14 protein-coding genes are annotated in these 18428 nt (G+C 59.9%); 8 read left to right on the forward strand and 6 right to left on the reverse strand.

Features of this window, described 5'->3' with window-relative positions; all coding sequences use genetic code 11:
* Nucleotides 1-251 precede the first annotated feature (251 nt).
* Nucleotides 252-1955: an AAA family ATPase gene (locus tag QCE62_RS00530; protein WP_309913093.1), complete on the forward strand. Its 1704-nt coding sequence runs from the start codon at nucleotides 252-254 to the stop codon at nucleotides 1953-1955.
* 3 nt (nucleotides 1956-1958) lie between these two features.
* On the opposite strand, the gene QCE62_RS00535 is transcribed toward QCE62_RS00530, so the two are convergent.
* The 4 genes from QCE62_RS00535 to QCE62_RS00550 all read right to left on the reverse strand — a co-directional run bounded on the left by QCE62_RS00535 (nucleotide 1959) and on the right by QCE62_RS00550 (nucleotide 8652).
* The gene (locus QCE62_RS00535; protein ID WP_309913095.1) at nucleotides 1959-3452 is read right to left on the reverse strand and encodes a hypothetical protein; all 1494 of its coding nucleotides are present in this window, start codon (nucleotides 3450-3452) and stop codon (nucleotides 1959-1961) included.
* 14 nt (nucleotides 3453-3466) lie between these two features.
* Nucleotides 3467-4570, reverse strand: coding sequence for a DNA methyltransferase (locus QCE62_RS00540; RefSeq protein ID WP_309913099.1), 1104 nt, complete (start codon nucleotides 4568-4570; stop codon nucleotides 3467-3469).
* A 2017-nt stretch (nucleotides 4571-6587) separates the two neighbouring features.
* Entirely contained in the window at nucleotides 6588-7379 is a 792-nt protein-coding gene (locus QCE62_RS00545) for a hypothetical protein (protein WP_309913103.1), read from the reverse strand.
* An 835-nt stretch (nucleotides 7380-8214) separates the two neighbouring features.
* Entirely contained in the window at nucleotides 8215-8652 is a 438-nt protein-coding gene (locus tag QCE62_RS00550; RefSeq protein WP_309913106.1) for a hypothetical protein, read from the reverse strand.
* Nucleotides 8653-8878: 226 nt separating this feature from the next.
* On the opposite strand from QCE62_RS00550, the gene QCE62_RS00555 reads away from it, so the two are divergent.
* Together QCE62_RS00555 and QCE62_RS00560 are read left to right on the forward strand one after the other, a co-directional pair.
* A complete protein-coding gene (locus QCE62_RS00555) occupies nucleotides 8879-9193 on the forward strand; it encodes a helix-turn-helix transcriptional regulator (protein WP_309913109.1) in 315 nt (104 codons plus the stop codon).
* Between the two features lie 147 nt (nucleotides 9194-9340).
* Nucleotides 9341-9487, forward strand: coding sequence for a hypothetical protein (locus QCE62_RS00560; protein WP_309913112.1), 147 nt, complete (start codon nucleotides 9341-9343; stop codon nucleotides 9485-9487).
* A 1353-nt stretch (nucleotides 9488-10840) separates the two neighbouring features.
* Here QCE62_RS00560 and QCE62_RS00565 read toward each other — a convergent pair.
* The gene (locus tag QCE62_RS00565) at nucleotides 10841-12955 is read right to left on the reverse strand and encodes a helix-turn-helix transcriptional regulator (protein ID WP_309913114.1); all 2115 of its coding nucleotides are present in this window, start codon (nucleotides 12953-12955) and stop codon (nucleotides 10841-10843) included.
* Between the two features lie 813 nt (nucleotides 12956-13768).
* Here QCE62_RS00565 and queC point away from each other — a divergent pair.
* The 5 genes from queC to QCE62_RS00590 all read left to right on the forward strand — a co-directional run bounded on the left by queC (nucleotide 13769) and on the right by QCE62_RS00590 (nucleotide 17263).
* Nucleotides 13769-14503, forward strand: coding sequence for a 7-cyano-7-deazaguanine synthase QueC (gene queC / locus QCE62_RS00570; RefSeq protein ID WP_309806934.1), 735 nt, complete (start codon nucleotides 13769-13771; stop codon nucleotides 14501-14503).
* 28 nt (nucleotides 14504-14531) lie between these two features.
* Nucleotides 14532-15164 carry a 7-carboxy-7-deazaguanine synthase gene (gene queE, locus QCE62_RS00575; protein WP_309806935.1) on the forward strand — a complete coding sequence of 211 codons (633 nt, stop codon included), beginning with the start codon at nucleotides 14532-14534 and terminating at the stop codon, nucleotides 15162-15164.
* A 6-nt stretch (nucleotides 15165-15170) separates the two neighbouring features.
* On the forward strand, nucleotides 15171-15617 hold the full coding sequence (queD, locus tag QCE62_RS00580) for a 6-carboxytetrahydropterin synthase QueD (protein WP_309806937.1): 447 nt from the start codon (nucleotides 15171-15173) through the stop codon (nucleotides 15615-15617).
* Nucleotides 15618-15803: 186 nt separating this feature from the next.
* Nucleotides 15804-16586: an aldolase/citrate lyase family protein gene (locus QCE62_RS00585; protein ID WP_309913117.1), complete on the forward strand. Its 783-nt coding sequence runs from the start codon at nucleotides 15804-15806 to the stop codon at nucleotides 16584-16586.
* Entirely contained in the window at nucleotides 16583-17263 is a 681-nt protein-coding gene (locus tag QCE62_RS00590) for a tetratricopeptide repeat protein (RefSeq protein WP_309913121.1), read from the forward strand. The genes QCE62_RS00585 and QCE62_RS00590 overlap by 4 nt, the downstream gene beginning before the upstream one ends.
* Before the next feature lie 13 nt (nucleotides 17264-17276).
* Here QCE62_RS00590 and rodA read toward each other — a convergent pair whose 3' ends face one another.
* Nucleotides 17277-18425: a rod shape-determining protein RodA gene (rodA, locus tag QCE62_RS00595; RefSeq protein ID WP_309919514.1), complete on the reverse strand. Its 1149-nt coding sequence runs from the start codon at nucleotides 18423-18425 to the stop codon at nucleotides 17277-17279.
* Nucleotides 18426-18428: the final 3 nt, after the last annotated feature.

Raw genomic sequence — 18428 nt, forward strand, 5'->3', positions numbered from 1 at the left:
AGAGTTCGTGGGACCCAGCTCACCTCATGGTGAGATGCTAGAATCGCTTCGAAGCGGGCCTGCAATGCCGGACGAACCAATGTTCGCAGAGACGGAAGTTACAAAAGCCAAGTTGCGAGGGTTTTGGTCGATGCGGCCAGCCGCAGTAAACTTCTTGTTTGCTGATGGCACGACAGTTCAGTGGGCCATAGCTGGTGCTCGGGTTTGATTCGATGCGTCGCGACTAAACAAAACAACAAACAGGAACTCCAATGGCCTACATTTCCGGCGGCCAACTCACGCTATCCCTCGAAAGCCTTCAACGATTTCATGCGTTTTTCGGAGTAACTTTCCTGTCAATGAAGCAGACAGGGGTTCAAGTAGGCACCCCTACTGTTTGGGGAAGCCAACAAGAGGAAGCGCTGCTCGCCCAGTATTTCTCGCCAAACGGTTCTCCGCCGGGCAAGCCCTACTGCGTGCCGTTTGGACGAAAAGACCCAAACACTTGGTTTTGGAAAAACTCCAAATATTCCGGCGGTACACTGCAAAGCGCACGTAGCCGTGACGCCTTCAGTCAGGCGTTGCAACACCCGACCGAGAAGGAGTGGGCCTTTGCCCCAGATTATCTCGAAAAATTGGAGGCGCTCCTTCCCTTGAAGCAGCGCATACCTGTATTTGATTTAACTGCCTGGCTGTATCGCGACAAGGACCTGCCCGCATCCCTCGACGACGTTGAATCTAGGTTTCGCGAAGAATTTAAGCTGAATGATAGCGAGTATGCCCGACTCTTCGACGCAACTCGACCGGTAGCGACACAGTTTTTTTGGCCGGAGCCAGTCCCCGAGGAGGACCTCGCCCAGCTAATCCATGGCGTACCGCCCGGTCCCTCGATGCTTGGACGCAGCGAAGCCGAGTTGATTCAACATCTCGAGCGATGGGTCACTGAGGAAGAAGGGCTCGCATTGCCAACTGGCTTCGTTCGAGCATTCTACGGCGCACTGGTTGCACAACGCTTTGTGGTCCTCGCTGGTCGACCGGGGACCGGCAAGACTGCTTTCGTAAGGGCCTTCACAGAAGGGTTGAGCCGTTTCTTTGCTAACTCTGTATCCCTAGTCGAAGTCAGCGTCGGAAGCGATTTTTCCGAGGCCGACGTGCTCGGCTACGAGAAAATTTCAGGCGGTCTCGCTGCGACAGAGTTGAGCCGAAAGCTGTTTCTGTCGGAACGACCGAGGGACGTTTATGTCATCCTGCTGGATGAAATGAATTTGAGTCACGTTGACCACTATTTAGCAAGGCTTTTGCCAGCGCTCGAAAGCGATGCGAAAGTGGAACTGCCAGGACTTGATTCTGCCTCCCTCTTCCCCCCGGACGCTTTCATTGTTGGCACGGTTAACTCGTTTCTCGAGGAGTCCACGCGCTTTGCGTTGAGCAACCCCGTCAAACGCAGGGCAAACATCGTGGAAATGCCAAATGCGCTCGGGACACTCGTTGCAGAAAATGACAGGAAAAAGTTCGACAAGGCCTGCATCGACCTGCTAAAACAAACCAAGGGGCGCATTGACAAGCGTCAAAAAGATGGCGCTCCGAGCGTTCTAGATGCGTTTCGACTCGAACGTTTAAGTGCTGCCCTCATCTCGGGCTCAGACATGCGGTCTGACTCGTTCGGAGATATTCTCTGGCGTGTCTGTCAAATCTGTTCCGGCAGCGCCGCGACTTCGCTGACATTTGGAGTCGTTCAAGACATCCTCGATTATGTGGCCATGTCAGGCAGACCGTGGCGATTGGCGCTCGGCGAGCAACTCGCAAACAAGGTTGTACCTCAATTGAGCGGTCCAGCGAATATTTGCGAGGAACTGCTTATGTACGTAGTAGCTACAGACGAAGGCGCGGGCGACTTTGGGGCTGCAATCTCCGCACTTGAAGCAATAATGCAAACAAAAGATGCAGCAACTGGTCACGTCGTATACAGGTACTGAGCGCTACGAGCGAGTTGTGCCGTGCACAGATTGGAGCGCGTCCCGGATGTATTGGTGAGCAGCGTCCAATCCCCCTGGTTCTTCAATGTGGGCGGCACGGATAGGAAGCTCAATCAGAACATTTCCTTTCGCGGCAATGATGTTTGCAGCAAGCTTGGGACCCGGATAAAGAATTCCTCCGTGATTCGTGGCAAAACTATTCAGGTAGCCTTGCATTTCGAAGAGGTCCACTTGCTGAGCCCGTGAACTCATGGAATCTAGTTTGAATTTGGCATCAAGCAATATTACTTCGCCTGCTCGCTTGCCGATGAGAATGATGTCTGGTCGTTCATCGGCAGGTCGGTTCGTCGCATCCCGCCACGACGGCAACTCCATCTTCGGCGGCTTTGTATCAAAATACATCCGCCAGTCGTCGGATGCCATCGACCACCCTTGAGGGGACCGTTTGCGCAAGTCGCGGTCTTCGGATGAGTAGCTTAGGCCTAAGGCATTACCAATAATGTGAGCCACAAACGTTTGATAAATCTCCCAGACATCCCGGACGTTCACACGAATGGACCTGGCGTACTCCATACTGTCGGAGATTCCGGAACCATATTCGGCTTGCAGGTCCCGCAATCTACCGTAACGTTGGTCGGTACGCTGAATGTGCGTTGCCATCACTGAAATTGGGCGCGCATTAGGACGAATCAGCACCCCGCTAAACAGCGCCAGTGCCCGCAACGCATGAATGCGTTCGCGAAACTGTTGAACCTCGCTACGAATGGACGCAACAACACTAGCCAAGTCGTCGCATTCGGCGGCCAACAACCAGAGGAATGCGGCAATCTGCGCGTGCTCGTCTAGCTGAGAATGACGTTCCTTTGCCGACACTACCAACCGGGAGGGCCAGTACCTCTGCTTCCCTACATTAATAGGACCGGTGTCATCGAGTTCCAGCAGACGGTGATTCTCCCTCAGTAACCGACTTGTCCGCGAGACAGAGAGCCCTTTGCTTCGCAGTGAACTTTGATGCGTTTTGAAACTACTTGTGGCGGGACGCGTCTGAATGGACCGCACGAGTTGCTCAACCTCTGGAATTCTTTCACGTAGCCAGGCATAGTGAACCTGCGGCAGCCGCACTTTACGAGTCGTACCATCGGCGGCCATATAGGTGAATTGCCGCCGGTAGCCGAAGTAGGAGCTGCTGCAGAACTCAGCCATTGACCGCACCTCTGCCCACGTGGCCTTCGCCGTGCGCGTTCGGAAATCGAAGTTGTATCTCTTGCCTTCGAGTTGCACTAACAACCTGTGGAAGCCAACCTGATTCGTAAGGTCAACGCTCCAGACCGCTAGCTTGGCGACGCGATTCCACGAAATTAGCATTCGCTGCTCGTTCAGAACCACAACCGGGCGGCTTAATGCCTCAATCGAGCAAAGAATGACGCCTTCAGATACTTCGACTTCATTCTCCCCTTGGCTCAGCTCGAATACCTCTCCTCCCTGCTCGATGCGCATGGCGGATACCATACTTACGCAGCCGCCTCGGCAGTAGCCAGCTCGCCGAATTCTTTGCGGATGCGCGCTGATGCGAAATCGGCATATTGCGACTTAAGCTCAATTCCGACAGCATTTCGACCGCTAGCCAAAGCGCTAACCATTGTCGTCCCAGAACCTGCAAAGGGGTCTAGGACGGTCCCACCCTGAGGACAACCGCACGCCAAGCAGCGGTCGACGAGCTCGCGCGGATAAGGAGCGAAGTGCGACCCCGGGTTTTCCGGGCGGGCGACGATTTTCCAAATATCTTCTTCGCCCGCGAGCCCCGACCGGTCGAAGTAGTACTTCGGCCCCTTCGAAAAGATAAAAATATTCTCATGTGTCCGCCACGGCCTGTCGTGCGCCGTGGGCTCGGGAAGAGTAGCTGGTCGCTGCCAGATAACGGAACTTCGAAGCGTCCAACCCTCCTGCTGCAGAGCGAGGGCGACACGCCATGGGATACCAATTAGGGACTTGCGCGGCAGGCCCAACCCAGGCCCATCGACCGCTCTTAGATGACGTCGCATCATATTGCGACCATTGTGCTTTTCGTCAGCGCCGTGCGGCTTTCCCTTGGCGGAGTAATAGGTATCGCCAAGATTAAGAAACAGCGTGCCATCAGGCGTCAGCGCGTCACGCAGATTATTGAATACCTCGACGAGCGCACCCACGTAGCCTTCGATGGTCGATTCATGCCCTATTTGCCCCTCGACCTCGTAGTCGCGCTGCCAATAGTAAGGTGGGCTCGTCACGATGCAGTTCACGCTGCTCGCGGGCAACATAGACAATGCAACATTCACGTCAGCATTCAAGATGCTCCAACGAAGTTCCGCGTTTGTAGTCCCGGAATGGACGCGAACATTTGTCGGTTCTGTCCCGCTCTGCGGCTCAATGTGCTGCTTCGGCTGCTCGGAGTCGGTCTGAGCAAGAGGGCCTCCACCGCAGAACTGGCGAACTGCGCTTTCGGATACACGAACCTGACCGTGTGTACCGATTCGAAACGACTGCAACTCGCCATTGCGTATAAGTCGACGTACCGTGCTAACCGAAACTTTTAGATGGGCCGCAACCTCCTTCAAGGTCAGGTTCGATTCAATCATGAGCAGAAGGCCTTACGTCGGCAAAAGTTGTTCAAAACTATTCAATGGTTAGCATTATGCGGCACCGAGCCGTCAGCAAGCAATCAAATTCAGACAGTTCTCGGCCCAGATGAGACGCCCGTTGAGCCGGGCTGTTCACGGCGGCCCCGCCAACAATTGGAAACGCCTCGAGGTCTGTCGCCATGAAGCGCCCACAGCTTATTCACTCGCGCATGTGAGCAGACGGAGATGACTTGGTGGGTGACACGCCATCCGCAGACCATGCTGCGCCCCATCTCCGATGGGGCCCTGCGGCTTGTACAACTTCCAGAGTCTCGCGTCAATTGAGCGAAGCTTGAGCGACACCATGCGCTCACGGGTCGAAAATAAGGCAACAACGCGAAGGCTGGTATGCAGAGCCCATCGACCGCTGTTGCACGGTTTGAAGCAATCGTATGAGAACGATAGCCGTCAGCTTCCGCAGCCCAAAGCGTTCTCCAACTGTCCATCCAATCAGCAGGGCCACGGCCGAGCCAGCGTAGAAGACGAGTAAAGAAAAAGCCCGCACGCAGCGGGCTGAATCCATATCAGGAGACATGGAGGAGACAGGTTAAGTATAAACCCTTACCGTGGGTTTGCAAAAGGCAACATCCTCTACGACCGAACAGCCGCCCGGGTGGGCTCAGAGTCGAGTGCTCGATGCCGAGCCGGAGCGGGTTCTGCTGGTCACTGCAGCTTGACCCGGGGCGTCAGCAATCGGCTGATGCCGTGCGCGGCAACTGAAAAAAACGGACGTTCCTGTGAGCGACGTTGTGTGCCCGGAGGATAAACATGCAGCAATCCGCGGTATGCCGGAGGAAATAAATCGAGCGCGTGCCAATCGGCAGCTGCACCTCCACAAACACACAACGCACTTCCGCCCAGTACAGTCGACCATGCCTGATTACTTGAATCGAGTCAGTTCCTTCGCAGCGGTGGGAAGCACCGCAGTTATCACCAGCACCGGGAAGAGTTCTTCGTTGAGGGTTTCGTCGCGAAATTGATGTATGCGGCCCTATGTCGGAACCATCTGGTCGCCGTCTCTGGCTTCACCACGCAATGACTGGCACGGGCGCCGTCGCCATCACAGTGGCCACTTCGCTTACATCAACGCGCGAATTTTCTTGCGGCTTCGTCGATGGCGGAACTTTCCGAAACGGAAAAGGACAGCGTCGTGCGAAGTCGCGTCGGCCAAGGAGTTTTCCGGCGTCGTCAACTGAATCGGAAGATGAATTCAGCGTTGGTCACGTACTGTCATTCGACAGACGCGGCAATCTTGCGGGCAATTGTGACAACGTCGTCGCCTATCATCACCGGCACGGGCGCAAGGTCAAACCGAGGAGCCGCGCTCTGCACGCTTGCGTAAGCGAGTCCGTCTTTGCACACAACGTCCACCCGCAAGGTCGACAAGACACTGCTATCAACGTGGGACGTATTGTGCACGAAGACTGTGAAGACGCGGGCTACGGGGTAAGGGCCGCGAGGCGACGGGTGTTGCAGAGCATCGGCAACACGTTGCCAGGTCGCCGCGGCGCATAGCGTTGAAGTGCCTTCACACGCGAGCTGCAGGCTCTCGCCAATGCAATCGCCTAGGAACACCGCAACCATAGTGAGCGCGGGCGGGTCGGCACGATTTGCGTATGGTTCGTTCATGTCGGCATTCCGCGTTCACAATACAGCGCCGCGTCTTGCGACACTCGCGCTAACTCCCGCAGAGCTCTGCGCGCAATCCGCCTTCGTCTGCGGTAGTATGCCTCGGCTCTCGAGCGCAGCACATATCGCCGACCGCCGATGGCGAACACAGGCTGAAGAACGCGCCTGCACAGCAATGCCCGCACGACATAGCCGTTGGTCACATTCAAGAGCTGCGCGACCTCGGCAACAGCCATCAGGTTCCGCGCACATTGTCTTTGTAGTCGCGCTGCCCGCAGAGAAAGTTCTACCAGTCGTGGCATACGCTCAATCCATGGTTTCCGACGGCGCTTTATTGGCCCCGTTGTCAGTGTCTACGAAAGTGCTCGATAACTCGCTTCGCGACTTCAAGTATGTTCTTGCCTTTGCCCACCGGGAGAGTTTGCGATAGCTGTGTAGCTGCTTCTTTGTAGATGACGCGGATACGGACGAGTTCACCGTCAACGACAATTTGAACGCAAGCTTCCGGTCGCGCTTCGACGTCGTTTGTGTCTTGCCGGCTCACGAATACAGTGAATCTCCTTACTTCGGGGTACGGGCCCAGGGGAAATTGATATCCGTGCGTCCTAAGCGTCGCCGATGCCCGGTCCAAGATTGCGCGCCGCGGGTCAATCTCCTCGATAGCCGTGTATAGGGGTTGAGTATTCGGTGGCTCGACCTCGTGCTCGCCTTCGTAAAGCGTCACGAACGTTCGCGACCATTGCTCAACCCAAGCTCCGGCATTTGAGAGGAGCCGACTGTATTCACTATCGTCGTTCAGGAGGTCGAGTGGTCGGTGGCCGCCCAAGCTACCTCGCCTGGACGAAAGGTAATCGAGACGGGCATCGGCAGGAGCAGGAACCAGTAGTCTGCACACCTTCCGCAATCGCTGCCGATTGAGCCTTGGGTCGGCAAGTAAAGCCGGAAAATAAACCCCGTCGTCCACCGGTATGGAAAAGAGACTGCCGCCATCAATCAGTTTGTTCAGCCGCTTCTCGCTTATGCGCAGACGTGCACATAACTCCTGACCCGATATCAAGACGCCGTCGCTTACCATTTCACGCCGGTTTCTCATAGCCTCTTCGTAAAGGCGGTCCGGAGGAGACTCGCGGAAAGTCATGGCTTAGTTGCTCCGAGCCCGGTCACCAGGATGCTTAGCCCGTTCTCGACAAAGGTGGCAGTGACGTCGGTGCTATCCACTACGTGATTCAGCTGACGCCACCGTGACCAGACATATTCAGCCGCTGGGTGGAATCCAGGTGGCCCTCTGAGCTCGTACTGCCTCCCCGAACTCGTTCGTACACGCCCGGTCAGTGGATTCACGGTATCGATGGGAGAGCTGACTCTGCCCGTGAAGCCTTCCGTCTCGCACCCGATTAAGTGGCACGTTCCAGCCGTTGTCTGCATTACGCGCCACTGAATCAGTGTGACTTTCGGTCGCTCGGCCACAGCGGCAGCGCGTCTAGTCGTCATGACTGAGTGAATCGATGACACAGATTTCTTGCCATAGCGGCAATCCTGTCGGCACTCAACGCATCGGGCACATCAGTCGATGACCTCTCGGACCAATCTGCCAAGCGGAGAACAACGTCCTCTTCAACTGGGCTTGCATTTAACGCCTTGAGACCGTCGTTCACCACTGACATGTTGAAACACCCTCCGGCATAAGGATGGATTCTTCGCTTTTCGCTGGCACGCGAGCAAGCAAAGTAGACAACGTTCCAAACGCACTTCAGGCGCGTATGGACTGAAAGCTCGGAGTTCGCCGCGTCGCGAAGAAGACCGTCAACCACGCGGGAATGTGAGCCATTGGACATTCGGCACCTTGCACCTAAGAAACCCACTGATTTTGGCGCGATTTGCGGTCCATCGCGCATTCGACAAACGACGACTTCACGGCTCTTCGCGTAGTCCGTGCCCCTACCGATATTTGCTGTCTGGCACGTAGATTTTCGTTACTCTTTCCCAATATCGGCTTTCAATAATTCCTCGTAACGCGCGGCTAACACTGCCCACTCTCGTTCCATACGCGCCTCGAAATTGGTCAAGCGCTTTTGGAGGCTTTCCACCTGTTCTGCAGATAGGGCATTCACTGACTGTAAAGCGAGTTCGGCCACTGCGTGCGCTTCGACTGCGTGCAATCGGGTGTCACGTACAAGCGCTTGCTCGATTCCGTCAAGGCTGGCTGAGCGCTCGTCCTGTGCCAACGTGATTAAGTGAAACATCGTCCGCCTCGCTAGCCATCGCAGCAAGTCTGCTCGCCAGTCAATTTCGCCCGGCATTTCGTTGGGTGATAGCGCGATAGTTTCGTTACCAATCTCGGCGGTGATTGGACGTCCAAGCGCGTACATCGTCGCGCGGGTGGTTGCGGGTACATAACTAATCGGCTGCAACCTCTCCTCCGTCAGACCACTTTTCGTCAAATTTAAACCGCAAGGTCAGTGAACCAGATGAATCTCGCTCAACTGTGCGTTGTTCGAACAACTGCCACCCGTTTTAAATCAGTGTAGACGTAATCTCTGTAGATGTAAACAATGTAGACGTAAAAGCTGTAGACTTAAAATCTGTCGACTCATTGACTGTAGATACAAACGCTGCGTTCGTGGATGCTTGCGCACCATGAACGAACCGCAAATCGCGTCGGAGCAGATGGCGCTTCGGAAGCGCCTGTCCGACAATTTAAAAAAATTTCGACTCAGGCTCCGGGTCTCGCAGGAGGGACTTGCCGACCGCGCAGGACTGCACCGGACGTATGTGAGTCAGGTAGAGCGGATGGTGACGAACATCTCGCTGGACAACATCTATCTGCTCGCGCGGGCACTCGAGTGTGACCCTGCTGAACTACTTGCGAAAAATGAAGAAGACGAGCGTACTCAGGAGCCGGCGCCAGCTGTCGTCGCCAAGAAGAGCGGCAGGCGTGCATCCCCTAAATAGCGACTCATGTCCTGTTTAGCGCCGTTGTTTAAACCTGGTGCTGTCGGGGGCGGCCGGCAGGTAAATCCGGCGTCACAAGCCGATGGGGGTTGCGTCAACTCGTCATCACATAGTCGAGGCAGAACGCAGGCGGCAAGACGAGCTTCGATGGTCTGGGCATTGGGGGTAGAGGCGTTCGACGCCACGGCGGCGACGCTCTTGGTGAAGTCGCATGCGCAGGCTGCCGCGACGATGGCAAAGACGCTGCTCGACGAACGGGGCGTCCGGTTGAACCGTTCTCAGGGACAGGTATAAAAACCCGGTCATAGACTCAGGGCTGGAGGAGAGGGCTCAAGTACCCCGCGACCAGCGTTTTGCGTCAAGCGGGCGCTCCGGACGCAACCCTGGGAGTGAGCTAGAGGGGGAGCGGGGACCGTGCTGGGTTCTGATAGTCTGGCTGGGTTGCGGCGATGCACACGACCGCGACGCCCCGTTCATCATCTCGGCACTTCAGCCGGACTAGGTGCACGCGTGGCATGGCTCAGTACCTTCCTTTTGGGGCGGGTAGGGGGGAGCTTTGCCCCGTATGCGGAAGTCCTTCAAACCCCTAACGTTTAAAACTCCCGGTTCGAGTCGAAACTCTTTTATGCCTGTCTGTTGGCTGAGTCGCAAGACGCTCATCCCGTGTGATATTGCGCGTCACTTGCCGGGTGAGCCGGAAGACGGGCTGCATAAAAGAAGCGCCGGGCTCCGGGGCAAAGCTGTCATACGCGCCGTGACCCTGCAGTGACGCATTGACCCGGGGAGTTGTCCGGACGACCTGCTTGGGTGGGGTTCAGCAATGCGCGTCGAACGCTGCGCGCCTCGCTGCAAAACGTGCGGGGAGAGGTAATGCAGTGCCGCGGTGCCTTGTTGTCGCCTTGGCGTCACGTCGCAGTACGACCCGTGTTTCGTCTAGCTGCAGGCACGTCAAGGAAGTTTCAAGCGACTGGACCGTCACGGCAACCGTCACTCGCCCCGTCGGGTTGTATCACTTAAGACCGCATGTCAGCTGGTGCTTCGCTCACTAGTCTTTTCACATCTATCTGTGGAAAACCCCGGTATGTCCGTGTGAATTGACTGTACGCCAATTCTTGATAACGTCCGAAAGCCAGAATGCTCGCGAAACTTGTTCAAGGCTTGCACGACTTGTACACGGATTTTCAAAGCCCGTATCCGACGCATAACCCGTTGACGCGATAATGAAAATACCGGTTGTCCACACGCGACCGGCGTGCTTGTTAACTGCTACTACGTTTACATATCTACATTGAATCAAATGCTGCTATAGAGTGTCATGGTCAGAACGCATTCGTGAACTGCAATGAACCGCCCTTCCGCAGCAGAACCCGGAATTTACGGCGCCCGGCCTTCACACCGCGCAGGACCCATGTCGGCCCCGTGCTGACGCATCGTCCCGCTTCCATAAGAACGTCGCGCGGCTGTGCGCACGTGACGCTTGCAACGACCTCGCTTAAGGTTGGGAGGACAGTCTGCCCGGCCGCCGTCCCATCGTCCCGCTGCACGTCATGTTTTGACGACCGACCGACCGGCACGCGGGCCACCGGGCTCTCCGGCGTCCCGTCGGCGGCAACCGGGACGCACCATGCAGTTCGGAAGCGGCCCGTCCTATGACTCCAGCAGCGCCGAAACGCGCGCGACACATTCCGTCCATTCGGTCGACAACAGGGTCTGGATTGCGTCGTTGAGTTCGTCCTTGCGTTCGTCATCGAACCACTGCTTGCTGCGCTCGGCAACCCGCTCCCGGTAACCCTTGCCTTTGCCCCACTCGTTCTCGCAGTCGCGCCAGAAGATGGCGTCCCGCTTCAGCTCGTTTTCGAACAGCGTCTGGCCCAGCAACCGCATCTTGTTGAGCACGCCATCGAACGCGGCCAGCATCACGCTCTCGGCCTGCGCAATCAGTGGCACCGCCATCGCATAGTCAGGGTTCGTGCGCAGGTTGTCGGCGATAGCCTGAAAATCCTTCAGCTTGCGTCCGAGCGAGCCGGCCGCCAGCACCCTGGCGCCGTGCCCCAGCTGGTGCCCATAGTTCAGGTTCGGCCAGTCGCCGCCGCGTCTGACGGCCGCATGGATGGTGCTGGCGTGCGCCCTCGCCAGCTCGTTTATCAGGCTCGCCTGAATCTGCTGCTTCAGCGGCGGGCAGGTCGCTTGCTGGGTGAGCCAGTTCTTTAGTTGGGCGGCCGCTTCGCGAATGACGGCCTGGGTCTGTTCGCGCTCCCGGTTCCGGATGACCTCGTGAATGTTCCCGGTGGCGTGTTCAAGCCGTTGCGCGAAGTCGTCCCGAACGCGTTGCAGCTGGGCGGCCACGAACGCCTGGAGCGTGTCGGGTGCGTCCTCGCGCGCGTTAAAGAATCCGACCGGCAGGTCCGCTAGCCCGAGGGGCTCCAGGGCGGTCGCGACCTGTTCCCCCTTGAGCTCGTAACCCTCCGCGACATCCTCGACTCGCTGGCCGGCGTCATCCTTGACCGCGAGCGCTTCCTCGGGACGGGGCAGGGCGACGATGGCGGCCTTCAGTCCGAGGTTGCGGATGCCGGCATCACGGGCGCGACTGAGCAGCAGACGCGCCTCCGCGCCGGGCGCGTTGTTGAACCCCGAGCAGAGGATGGCCAGCGAGTGCGGGTCCTGAAGGTGTACCTCGAGGTCGGCGCGCGCCGCGGTACGGTCGATACCCTTCGTGTCGATGAGCCGGGTGGTCAGGTCGGTGCCCTTGAGGAGGGTCGCCGGCACCACCACCTCGATGCGTTTCGGCAACGTGAATTCGGCGAGCCGCCCGTTGTTGACGGCCTCGAAGGTTTCCTTGAGCCAGACAAGGGGCGGCTTGCCCGTCGACGGGTCGTACCAGATGTGGCGGGCATCGCGCCGGTGGAGTTCCATGCGCGCGAGGACCTCTACCACCAGTTCACGTGCCGATGCATAGGAAGCGGCCAGCAGTTTCGCGTCGTCACGACGGGTGGTCCTGCCGTCACTCTTTTCCTTGCGCACCCGCAGGCCCGACATGTTGCGAATGGCCCGCTCGATTTCCCGCGAGATGCCCTGCCCCTCACTCTCGGCTGATTCGGTCTCCTCAGTGCCGGGCGGGATGCCCGCGTGGCTGATGTGGTCGGCAAAGTCGGTCACGTGCTGGCGGATTTCCTCGTCCGAGCACGGTTCCACGACGATGCCATACTGCGGGCCCGTGTTGAGATGCACCTCGCACACGGTGATGCCGCCGGCACCTGCTTCGAGGACCGGCTGTACAGGCGTACCGTCATCATGTACCTCCAGACCGGTCATGCGGCAGATGGCCGTGGACTTGCCGATGCCGATGCTGCCGATGAACGCGACGGTGTGTTCGCGTTTGAGCACGAGGCTCGCGAGGTACTGCAGTTCCGCCAGGTATTCGTCGAGCCGGCGCTGGAAGGAGGCGGACACATCGTCCGCGGCCGACAGCACGCGCAACTGCTGGGCCGCACGCTCGGCCTCCCACAGCAGGTCCTGGTCAGGATGGTTCAGGGGCGGCGCCGGCAACACCTCCCACGGGCGCTGGAGCCGCTCGCCGAGCTTCAGGGCGTCGTCCGTGCCGATGGCCCGCAGCACCTCGTCCAGTTCGTCCCCGTTCAGTTCGCGTTCGCCGCTTTCGACCCGGGACAGGACGGCCGGGCTCCAGGTGACCCTGCGGGCGAGTTCGGCCTGCTTGAGGCCCGCCTGGTCCCGCAGTTGTGCAAGGTAATGGCCAATCGCCATGGGAGTCTGTCCGTTCATTGCTGCCCCTTTTTTATGTTGAGGACGCATTGTGCCACACCTTGGAAACATTGCAGCAACGTTGCCAGCAATTTAAGAAACGTTGCGGGTTGCTTGACCGCCCGCCGGTCCATTGAGCGTGCCGCCGGGTGCCTCCGGCCGGTGCCCCGGTCGGGGCTTGCCTCGCGGGGCGCCAGGGGCTAGAATCTCGTCGCGTCTGGCAATTTTCTGGCAGACGCCAGTGCGGGACGGTGCGCGCGAATGCGCACGACTGCGCCCGGATACTTGTGTTTTCGAGCTGTTGCGTGTGATGACGGACCAGGGGACACGGCGGGTCTGGATTGAAAATCCGCGTGTCGATGGTTCGATTCCGTCCCAGGCCACCAGAATGCTAAAAGCCCGAGAGTCTTATCGCTCTCGGGCTTTTTCTTTGTGGCGTGTCGCCAGAGGGTCCTTCATAGGATCCAGCGCAGTTGCTTTGCAGTTGCGTTATCCGGTCCCGCGCCCAGCTCGGCGAATCCCTGCCTCGCGTGCTAAAATTCGCGCCGAATTAAGGACTTGCCTCGTCCTCGGACCCGCAAGTCCTTTTCTTTTCGACGCTCCGAGCGGTCGCACCGTGCATCGCGCGGCATCATGCGAGCTTTCCCGTTCCGCTATCGACGGCATAAAAGGGCGTGCAGGTCCGGGCGCAGGTCGCCGGCCTATACTGGACGCGCGGGGCGTCGCCGCCCGCGCCGCTCATCGCGAATTCCGGTCGTTCCGACTTCCTGACGGCGCGCGACGCCATTCTCATACACGCAGTACGGAGTTTTCACGGTGACTCGGACAGACGCTAAAGACAGTGCGCTCGTGCTGTTCTCGGGCGGCCAGGATTCGGCCACGTGCCTGGCCTGGGCGCTCGAACGCTACAGAACGGTTGAAACGCTGGGCTTCGATTACGGGCAGCGGCATCGCGTCGAACTGGAATGCCGCGACGGTTTTCGCGCCGCGATCGCGCGCGAATTTCCGCAGTGGAGCGAGCGTCTTGGCGAGGATCACATGGTCGATCTCTCGGTGCTCGGCGCGATCAGCGAAACCGCAATGACGCGCGAGATCGAGATCGAGGCCACCGCGAACGGGCTGCCGAATACCTTCGTGCCGGGCCGCAATCTGCTGTTCATGACGATTGCTGCGGCGCTGGCGTATCGGCGTGGATTGAAGGTGCTGGTCGGCGGCATGTGCGAGACGGATTTCTCGGGCTATCCCGATTGCCGCGACGACACCATGAAAGCGCTGCAAGTCGCGCTCAATCTGGGCATGGAGACGCGCTACGCGCTGGAGACGCCGCTCATGTGGCTCGACAAGGCCGACACCTGGCGTCTCGCGGAAACGCTCGGCGGCGAGGCGCTGGTCGAACTGGTGCGCGTCGAAACCCATACCTGCTATGTCGGCGAGCGCGCGGAACTGCATGACTGGGGTTTCGGCTGCGGTCAGTGTCCGGCCTGCAAGCTGCGCAAGCGGGGTTACGAGGCGTATCGCGCGGGCGAGCAGGTCACCGAAGCGCCGGTCTGATTTTTTATTCGAGGTCCACAGGGCAGTCATGACGTACGCGGTCAAGGAAATCTTCTACACGTTGCAGGGCGAAGGCGCCAACGCCGGGCGTCCGGCCGTGTTCTGCCGTTTCGCGGGCTGCAACCTGTGGTCGGGGCGCGAGGAAGATCGCGCGGAAGCCGTCTGCCAGTTTTGCGACACCGATTTCGTCGGCACCGACGGCGAGAATGGCGGCAAGTACCGCACGCCCGCCGACCTCGTCGCGAAGATCGCCTCGCTGTGGCCGGAAGGCGCGCAACACAAGTTCGTCGTGTGCACCGGCGGCGAGCCGATGCTGCAGATCGACGCGCCCTTCGTCGACGCGCTTCATGAAGCCGGCTTCGAGATGGCGATCGAGACGAACGGCTCGCTACCCGTGCTGGAGAGCATCGACTGGATCTGCGTGAGCCCGAAGGCGGACGCGCCGCTCGTCGTGACGAAGGGCAACGAACTGAAGGTCGTGGTGCCGCAGGACAATCAGCGACTTGCCGACTACGAGAAGCTCGACTTCGACTACTTCCTCGTGCAACCGATGGACGGTCCGTCACGCGACCTGAACACGCGGCTGGCAATCGACTGGTGCAAGCGTCATCCGAAATGGCGGCTGTCGATGCAGACCCACAAATACCTGAACATCCCCTGAAACGCCGTGCAGACGATCACCCGAAAACTCGAATTCGACGCGGGCCACCGCATTCCCGATCACCGCAGCCAGTGCCGTAATCTGCATGGCCATCGCTATGTGCTCGAAATCACGCTGCAAGGCGATCTCGTCGACGTGGAAGGCGCGCCGGACCGCGGCATGGTGATGGACTTCGCCGACGTCAAGGCGCTCGCGATGGAGCATCTCGTCAACCAGTGGGACCATGCGTTCATCGTCTATTCGGGCGACACCAAGGTGCGCGAGTTCCTGCAAACGCTGACGGATCACAAGACGGTCGTGCTCGACCGCATTCCGACGGTGGAGAACCTGGCGGCCGTCGCGTTCGACATCCTCGCCAACGTCTACGATGCGCATTACGGCGTCAATCTGAAGCTGAAGCGCCTGCGCCTGTACGAGACGCCGAACTGCTGGGCCGACGTCGAGCGCAGCTGAAGCGTCGGGCCGTCGCGGGCGAGAGCACGTCCGACGCCCGCGCTTGTGTCACGGTATGATCGTCCGGTAAGTCGCCACCCTCCACGGCGACACGACACGGAGCGCACGCATGCCGTCACTTCTTTCGTCGTTCTTCTCCCTGCGGCCGCGCGCAGTGTCCCTCTCACTCCACGAGGGAGCCGCGCGATGAGCACCTTCACGAATCCCATCAAGCAGCGGCTCGCCGAGCCGGGTCCCCTCTTCGGCCTGTGGCTGTCGCTCGGCAGCGCCGATGGCGCCGAAGCGCTCGCGCACGCGGGCTTCGACTGGCTCTGCATCGACATGGAGCACTCGCCGAACGATAGCGTCGACGTGGTCGCGCAACTCCGCGCGATCGCCGCCGCGCATCTGCCGAGCGAGCCGATCGTGCGCGTGCCATCCGGCGAAGGCTGGCTCGTGAAGCGCGCGCTCGATGCGGGCGCGCGCACGCTGATGTTCCCGAACGTGCAATCGGCGGAAGAGGCGGCGCGCATCGTGCGCCTCACGCAATATCCGACCGAGGCGGCGCTCGATGGCCTGCGCGGCGTCGCGGGCGCGGTGCGCGCCGCGGCCTTCGGCATGCGGCGCGATTACGTGACGACGGCCAACGCGCAGATCGTGATCATCGTGCAGATCGAATCGGTGGCGGCGCTGGACGCCGTCGATGAGATCGCGGCGACGCCGGGCGTCGACTGTCTGTTTATCGGGCCGGCCGATCTGGCGGCGAGTCTCGGCCATCTCGGCGACGGCAAGCATCCCGACGTGCAGGCCGCGATCACGAAGATCGCCGACGCGGCGCAGCGCGCGGGCATCGCGAGCGGCATCTTCGCGATGGATGCCGCCAGCGCGAAGCAGTACGCGCAGGCGGGCATCAAGCTGGTCGCGATCGGCGCCGACGTGATGTGGCTGTTGAAGGCGACGCGCCAGGCGTTGCAGGAGGCGAGATCATGAACACCGCGCGGGCATGGGTGATCGCGGCGATGAGTCTGTCGCTCGCGGCAGCTTGGGCGCATGCCGACACCGCGCCCAAGCCGACCGATCTCGCCACGCAAAACGCCGTCGCCGATTACAACGCCGGCAATCTCGCCGCGGCGCGATCGGAATTCCGGCGCGCGGCGCAGAAAGGCAGCCGGCTCGCCGAGTTCAATTACGCGATGATGCTGCTTAACGGCGAAGGCGGTCCGGCGGATGTGCCCGAAGGCAAGAAGTGGCTGCGGCGCGCGGCGGACGCCAACATGACGCACGCGCAGTACGTGTACGGCAAGATGTACGACGATGGCCAGTTCGTCGATAAGGATCCGGCGGAAGCGCATCGCTGGTTCCTGCGCGCGGCGAATCAGGGGCACGTGCAGGCGGAACTGGCGCTCGCCAACCAGTTTCTCGATGGCCGCGGCACCGCGCGCGACAACACGCAGGCGTTCACCTGGTACAAGAAGGCCGCGCAGGGCGGCGACATGACGGCGCAGTACGTGGCGGGATCGTTCTATGAACGCGGCGGCGATGGCGTCGAACGCAATTTGAACGTGGCGCGGGCCTACTATGCGGCGGCGGCGGCGCAGGGCGATCCGGCCGCGAAGCTCAAGTATCTGCAACTGAGCGCCGAGCTCGAACAGCAGAAACCGCAATAAGTCGCGGTGTGGACTAGCTCTGCATCAGCCGCTTCTGCCGCGCGACGCTCATGATCAGTCCGACCGCCACGCCGAGCGTCGCGAGCGCGGTTCCGCCGTAGCTCATGAACGGCAGCGGCACGCCGACCACCGGCAAAATTCCGCTCACCATGCCGATGTTCACGAACGCGTAGGTAAAGAACGCAAGCGTGAGCGACCCGGCCAGCAGCCGCCCGAAGAAGGTCGCGCCGTTCGCCGCGATGAACAGCCCGCGCGCGACCAGCGCCATGTAGAGGAAGAGCAGCACGAGCCCGCCCGCGAGCCCGAACTCCTCGGAGAACACGGCGAAGATGAAGTCGGTGTGCTTCTCGGGAATGAACTCCAGGTGGGCCTGCGTGCCCTGCAGCCAGCCCTTGCCCAGCGTGCCGCCCGAGCCGATGGCAATGACCGCCTGAATGGTGTGGAAGCCCTTGCCGAGCGGGTCGGAAGTCGGATCGAGCAGCGTGCAGATGCGGTGCTTCTGGTAGTCGTGCATCATCGGCCAGTTGACGTCCGGCTGGCAGATGCGGTTCTGGAACACCGCGACGCACGCAATCACCACGACGCCTGCCGCGAGCACCGGCAGGATCAGCTTGAAGCTGAGACCCGCGAAATAGATGACGAACACGCCCGCCGCGAACACGAGCACCGCCGTGCCGAGATCGGGTTGCTTGGCGATCAGCGCGACCGGCAGCATCAGGATCACGAAGCCGACCACGTAATCCCACCAGCGGATGTTGCTCTCGCGCTTCTGGTAGTACCAGGCGAGCATCAGCGGCATCGCGATTTTCATGATCTCCGAGGGCTGGATCACCACGCCGACATTGAGCCAGCGTTTCGCGCCCTTGCGCGTGAGTCCGAAGGTGGCGACCGCGATCAGCAGCGCGACGCCGACCGTATAGAGCGGCACGGCGAAGCGCATCAGGGTTTGCGGCGGGATGTTGGCGAGCACCCACATCAGGCCGAAGGTCAGCATGATGTTGCGCAGCTGGTCTTCCACGCGCCCGGGCACGTCGAGACTCGCGCTGTACAGCGTCACGATGCCGACGCACAGCAGCAGGAACACGATGAGCGCGAGCGGTTTGTCGAAGCCCGCGAACATGCGCTTGGCGCGGTCGAGCCACTCGCGCTTGTCGAATTGCATGTG

Origin of the sequence: Caballeronia sp. LZ033 (genome assembly GCF_031451265.1) — a bacterium.
Classification (GTDB): Bacteria; Pseudomonadota; Gammaproteobacteria; order Burkholderiales; family Burkholderiaceae; genus Caballeronia.

What these genes read in the sequence shown, in the direction of transcription:
- QCE62_RS00530 (WP_309913093.1), top strand. Translation starts at nt 252, where the DNA reads ATGGCCTACATTTCCGGCGGCCAACTCACGCTATCCCTCGAAAGCCTT.
- QCE62_RS00535 (WP_309913095.1), bottom strand. Translation starts at nt 3,452, where the DNA reads ATGCGCATCGAGCAGGGAGGAGAGGTATTCGAGCTGAGCCAAGGGGAG.
- QCE62_RS00540 (WP_309913099.1), bottom strand. Translation starts at nt 4,570, where the DNA reads ATGATTGAATCGAACCTGACCTTGAAGGAGGTTGCGGCCCATCTAAAA.
- QCE62_RS00545 (WP_309913103.1), bottom strand. Translation starts at nt 7,379, where the DNA reads ATGACTTTCCGCGAGTCTCCTCCGGACCGCCTTTACGAAGAGGCTATG.
- QCE62_RS00555 (WP_309913109.1), top strand. Translation starts at nt 8,879, where the DNA reads ATGAACGAACCGCAAATCGCGTCGGAGCAGATGGCGCTTCGGAAGCGC.
- QCE62_RS00560 (WP_309913112.1), top strand. Translation starts at nt 9,341, where the DNA reads ATGGTCTGGGCATTGGGGGTAGAGGCGTTCGACGCCACGGCGGCGACG.
- QCE62_RS00565 (WP_309913114.1), bottom strand. Translation starts at nt 12,955, where the DNA reads ATGGCGATTGGCCATTACCTTGCACAACTGCGGGACCAGGCGGGCCTC.
- queE (WP_309806935.1), top strand. Translation starts at nt 14,532, where the DNA reads ATGACGTACGCGGTCAAGGAAATCTTCTACACGTTGCAGGGCGAAGGC.
- QCE62_RS00585 (WP_309913117.1), top strand. Translation starts at nt 15,804, where the DNA reads ATGAGCACCTTCACGAATCCCATCAAGCAGCGGCTCGCCGAGCCGGGT.
- QCE62_RS00590 (WP_309913121.1), top strand. Translation starts at nt 16,583, where the DNA reads ATGAACACCGCGCGGGCATGGGTGATCGCGGCGATGAGTCTGTCGCTC.
- rodA (WP_309919514.1), bottom strand. Translation starts at nt 18,425, where the DNA reads ATGCAATTCGACAAGCGCGAGTGGCTCGACCGCGCCAAGCGCATGTTC.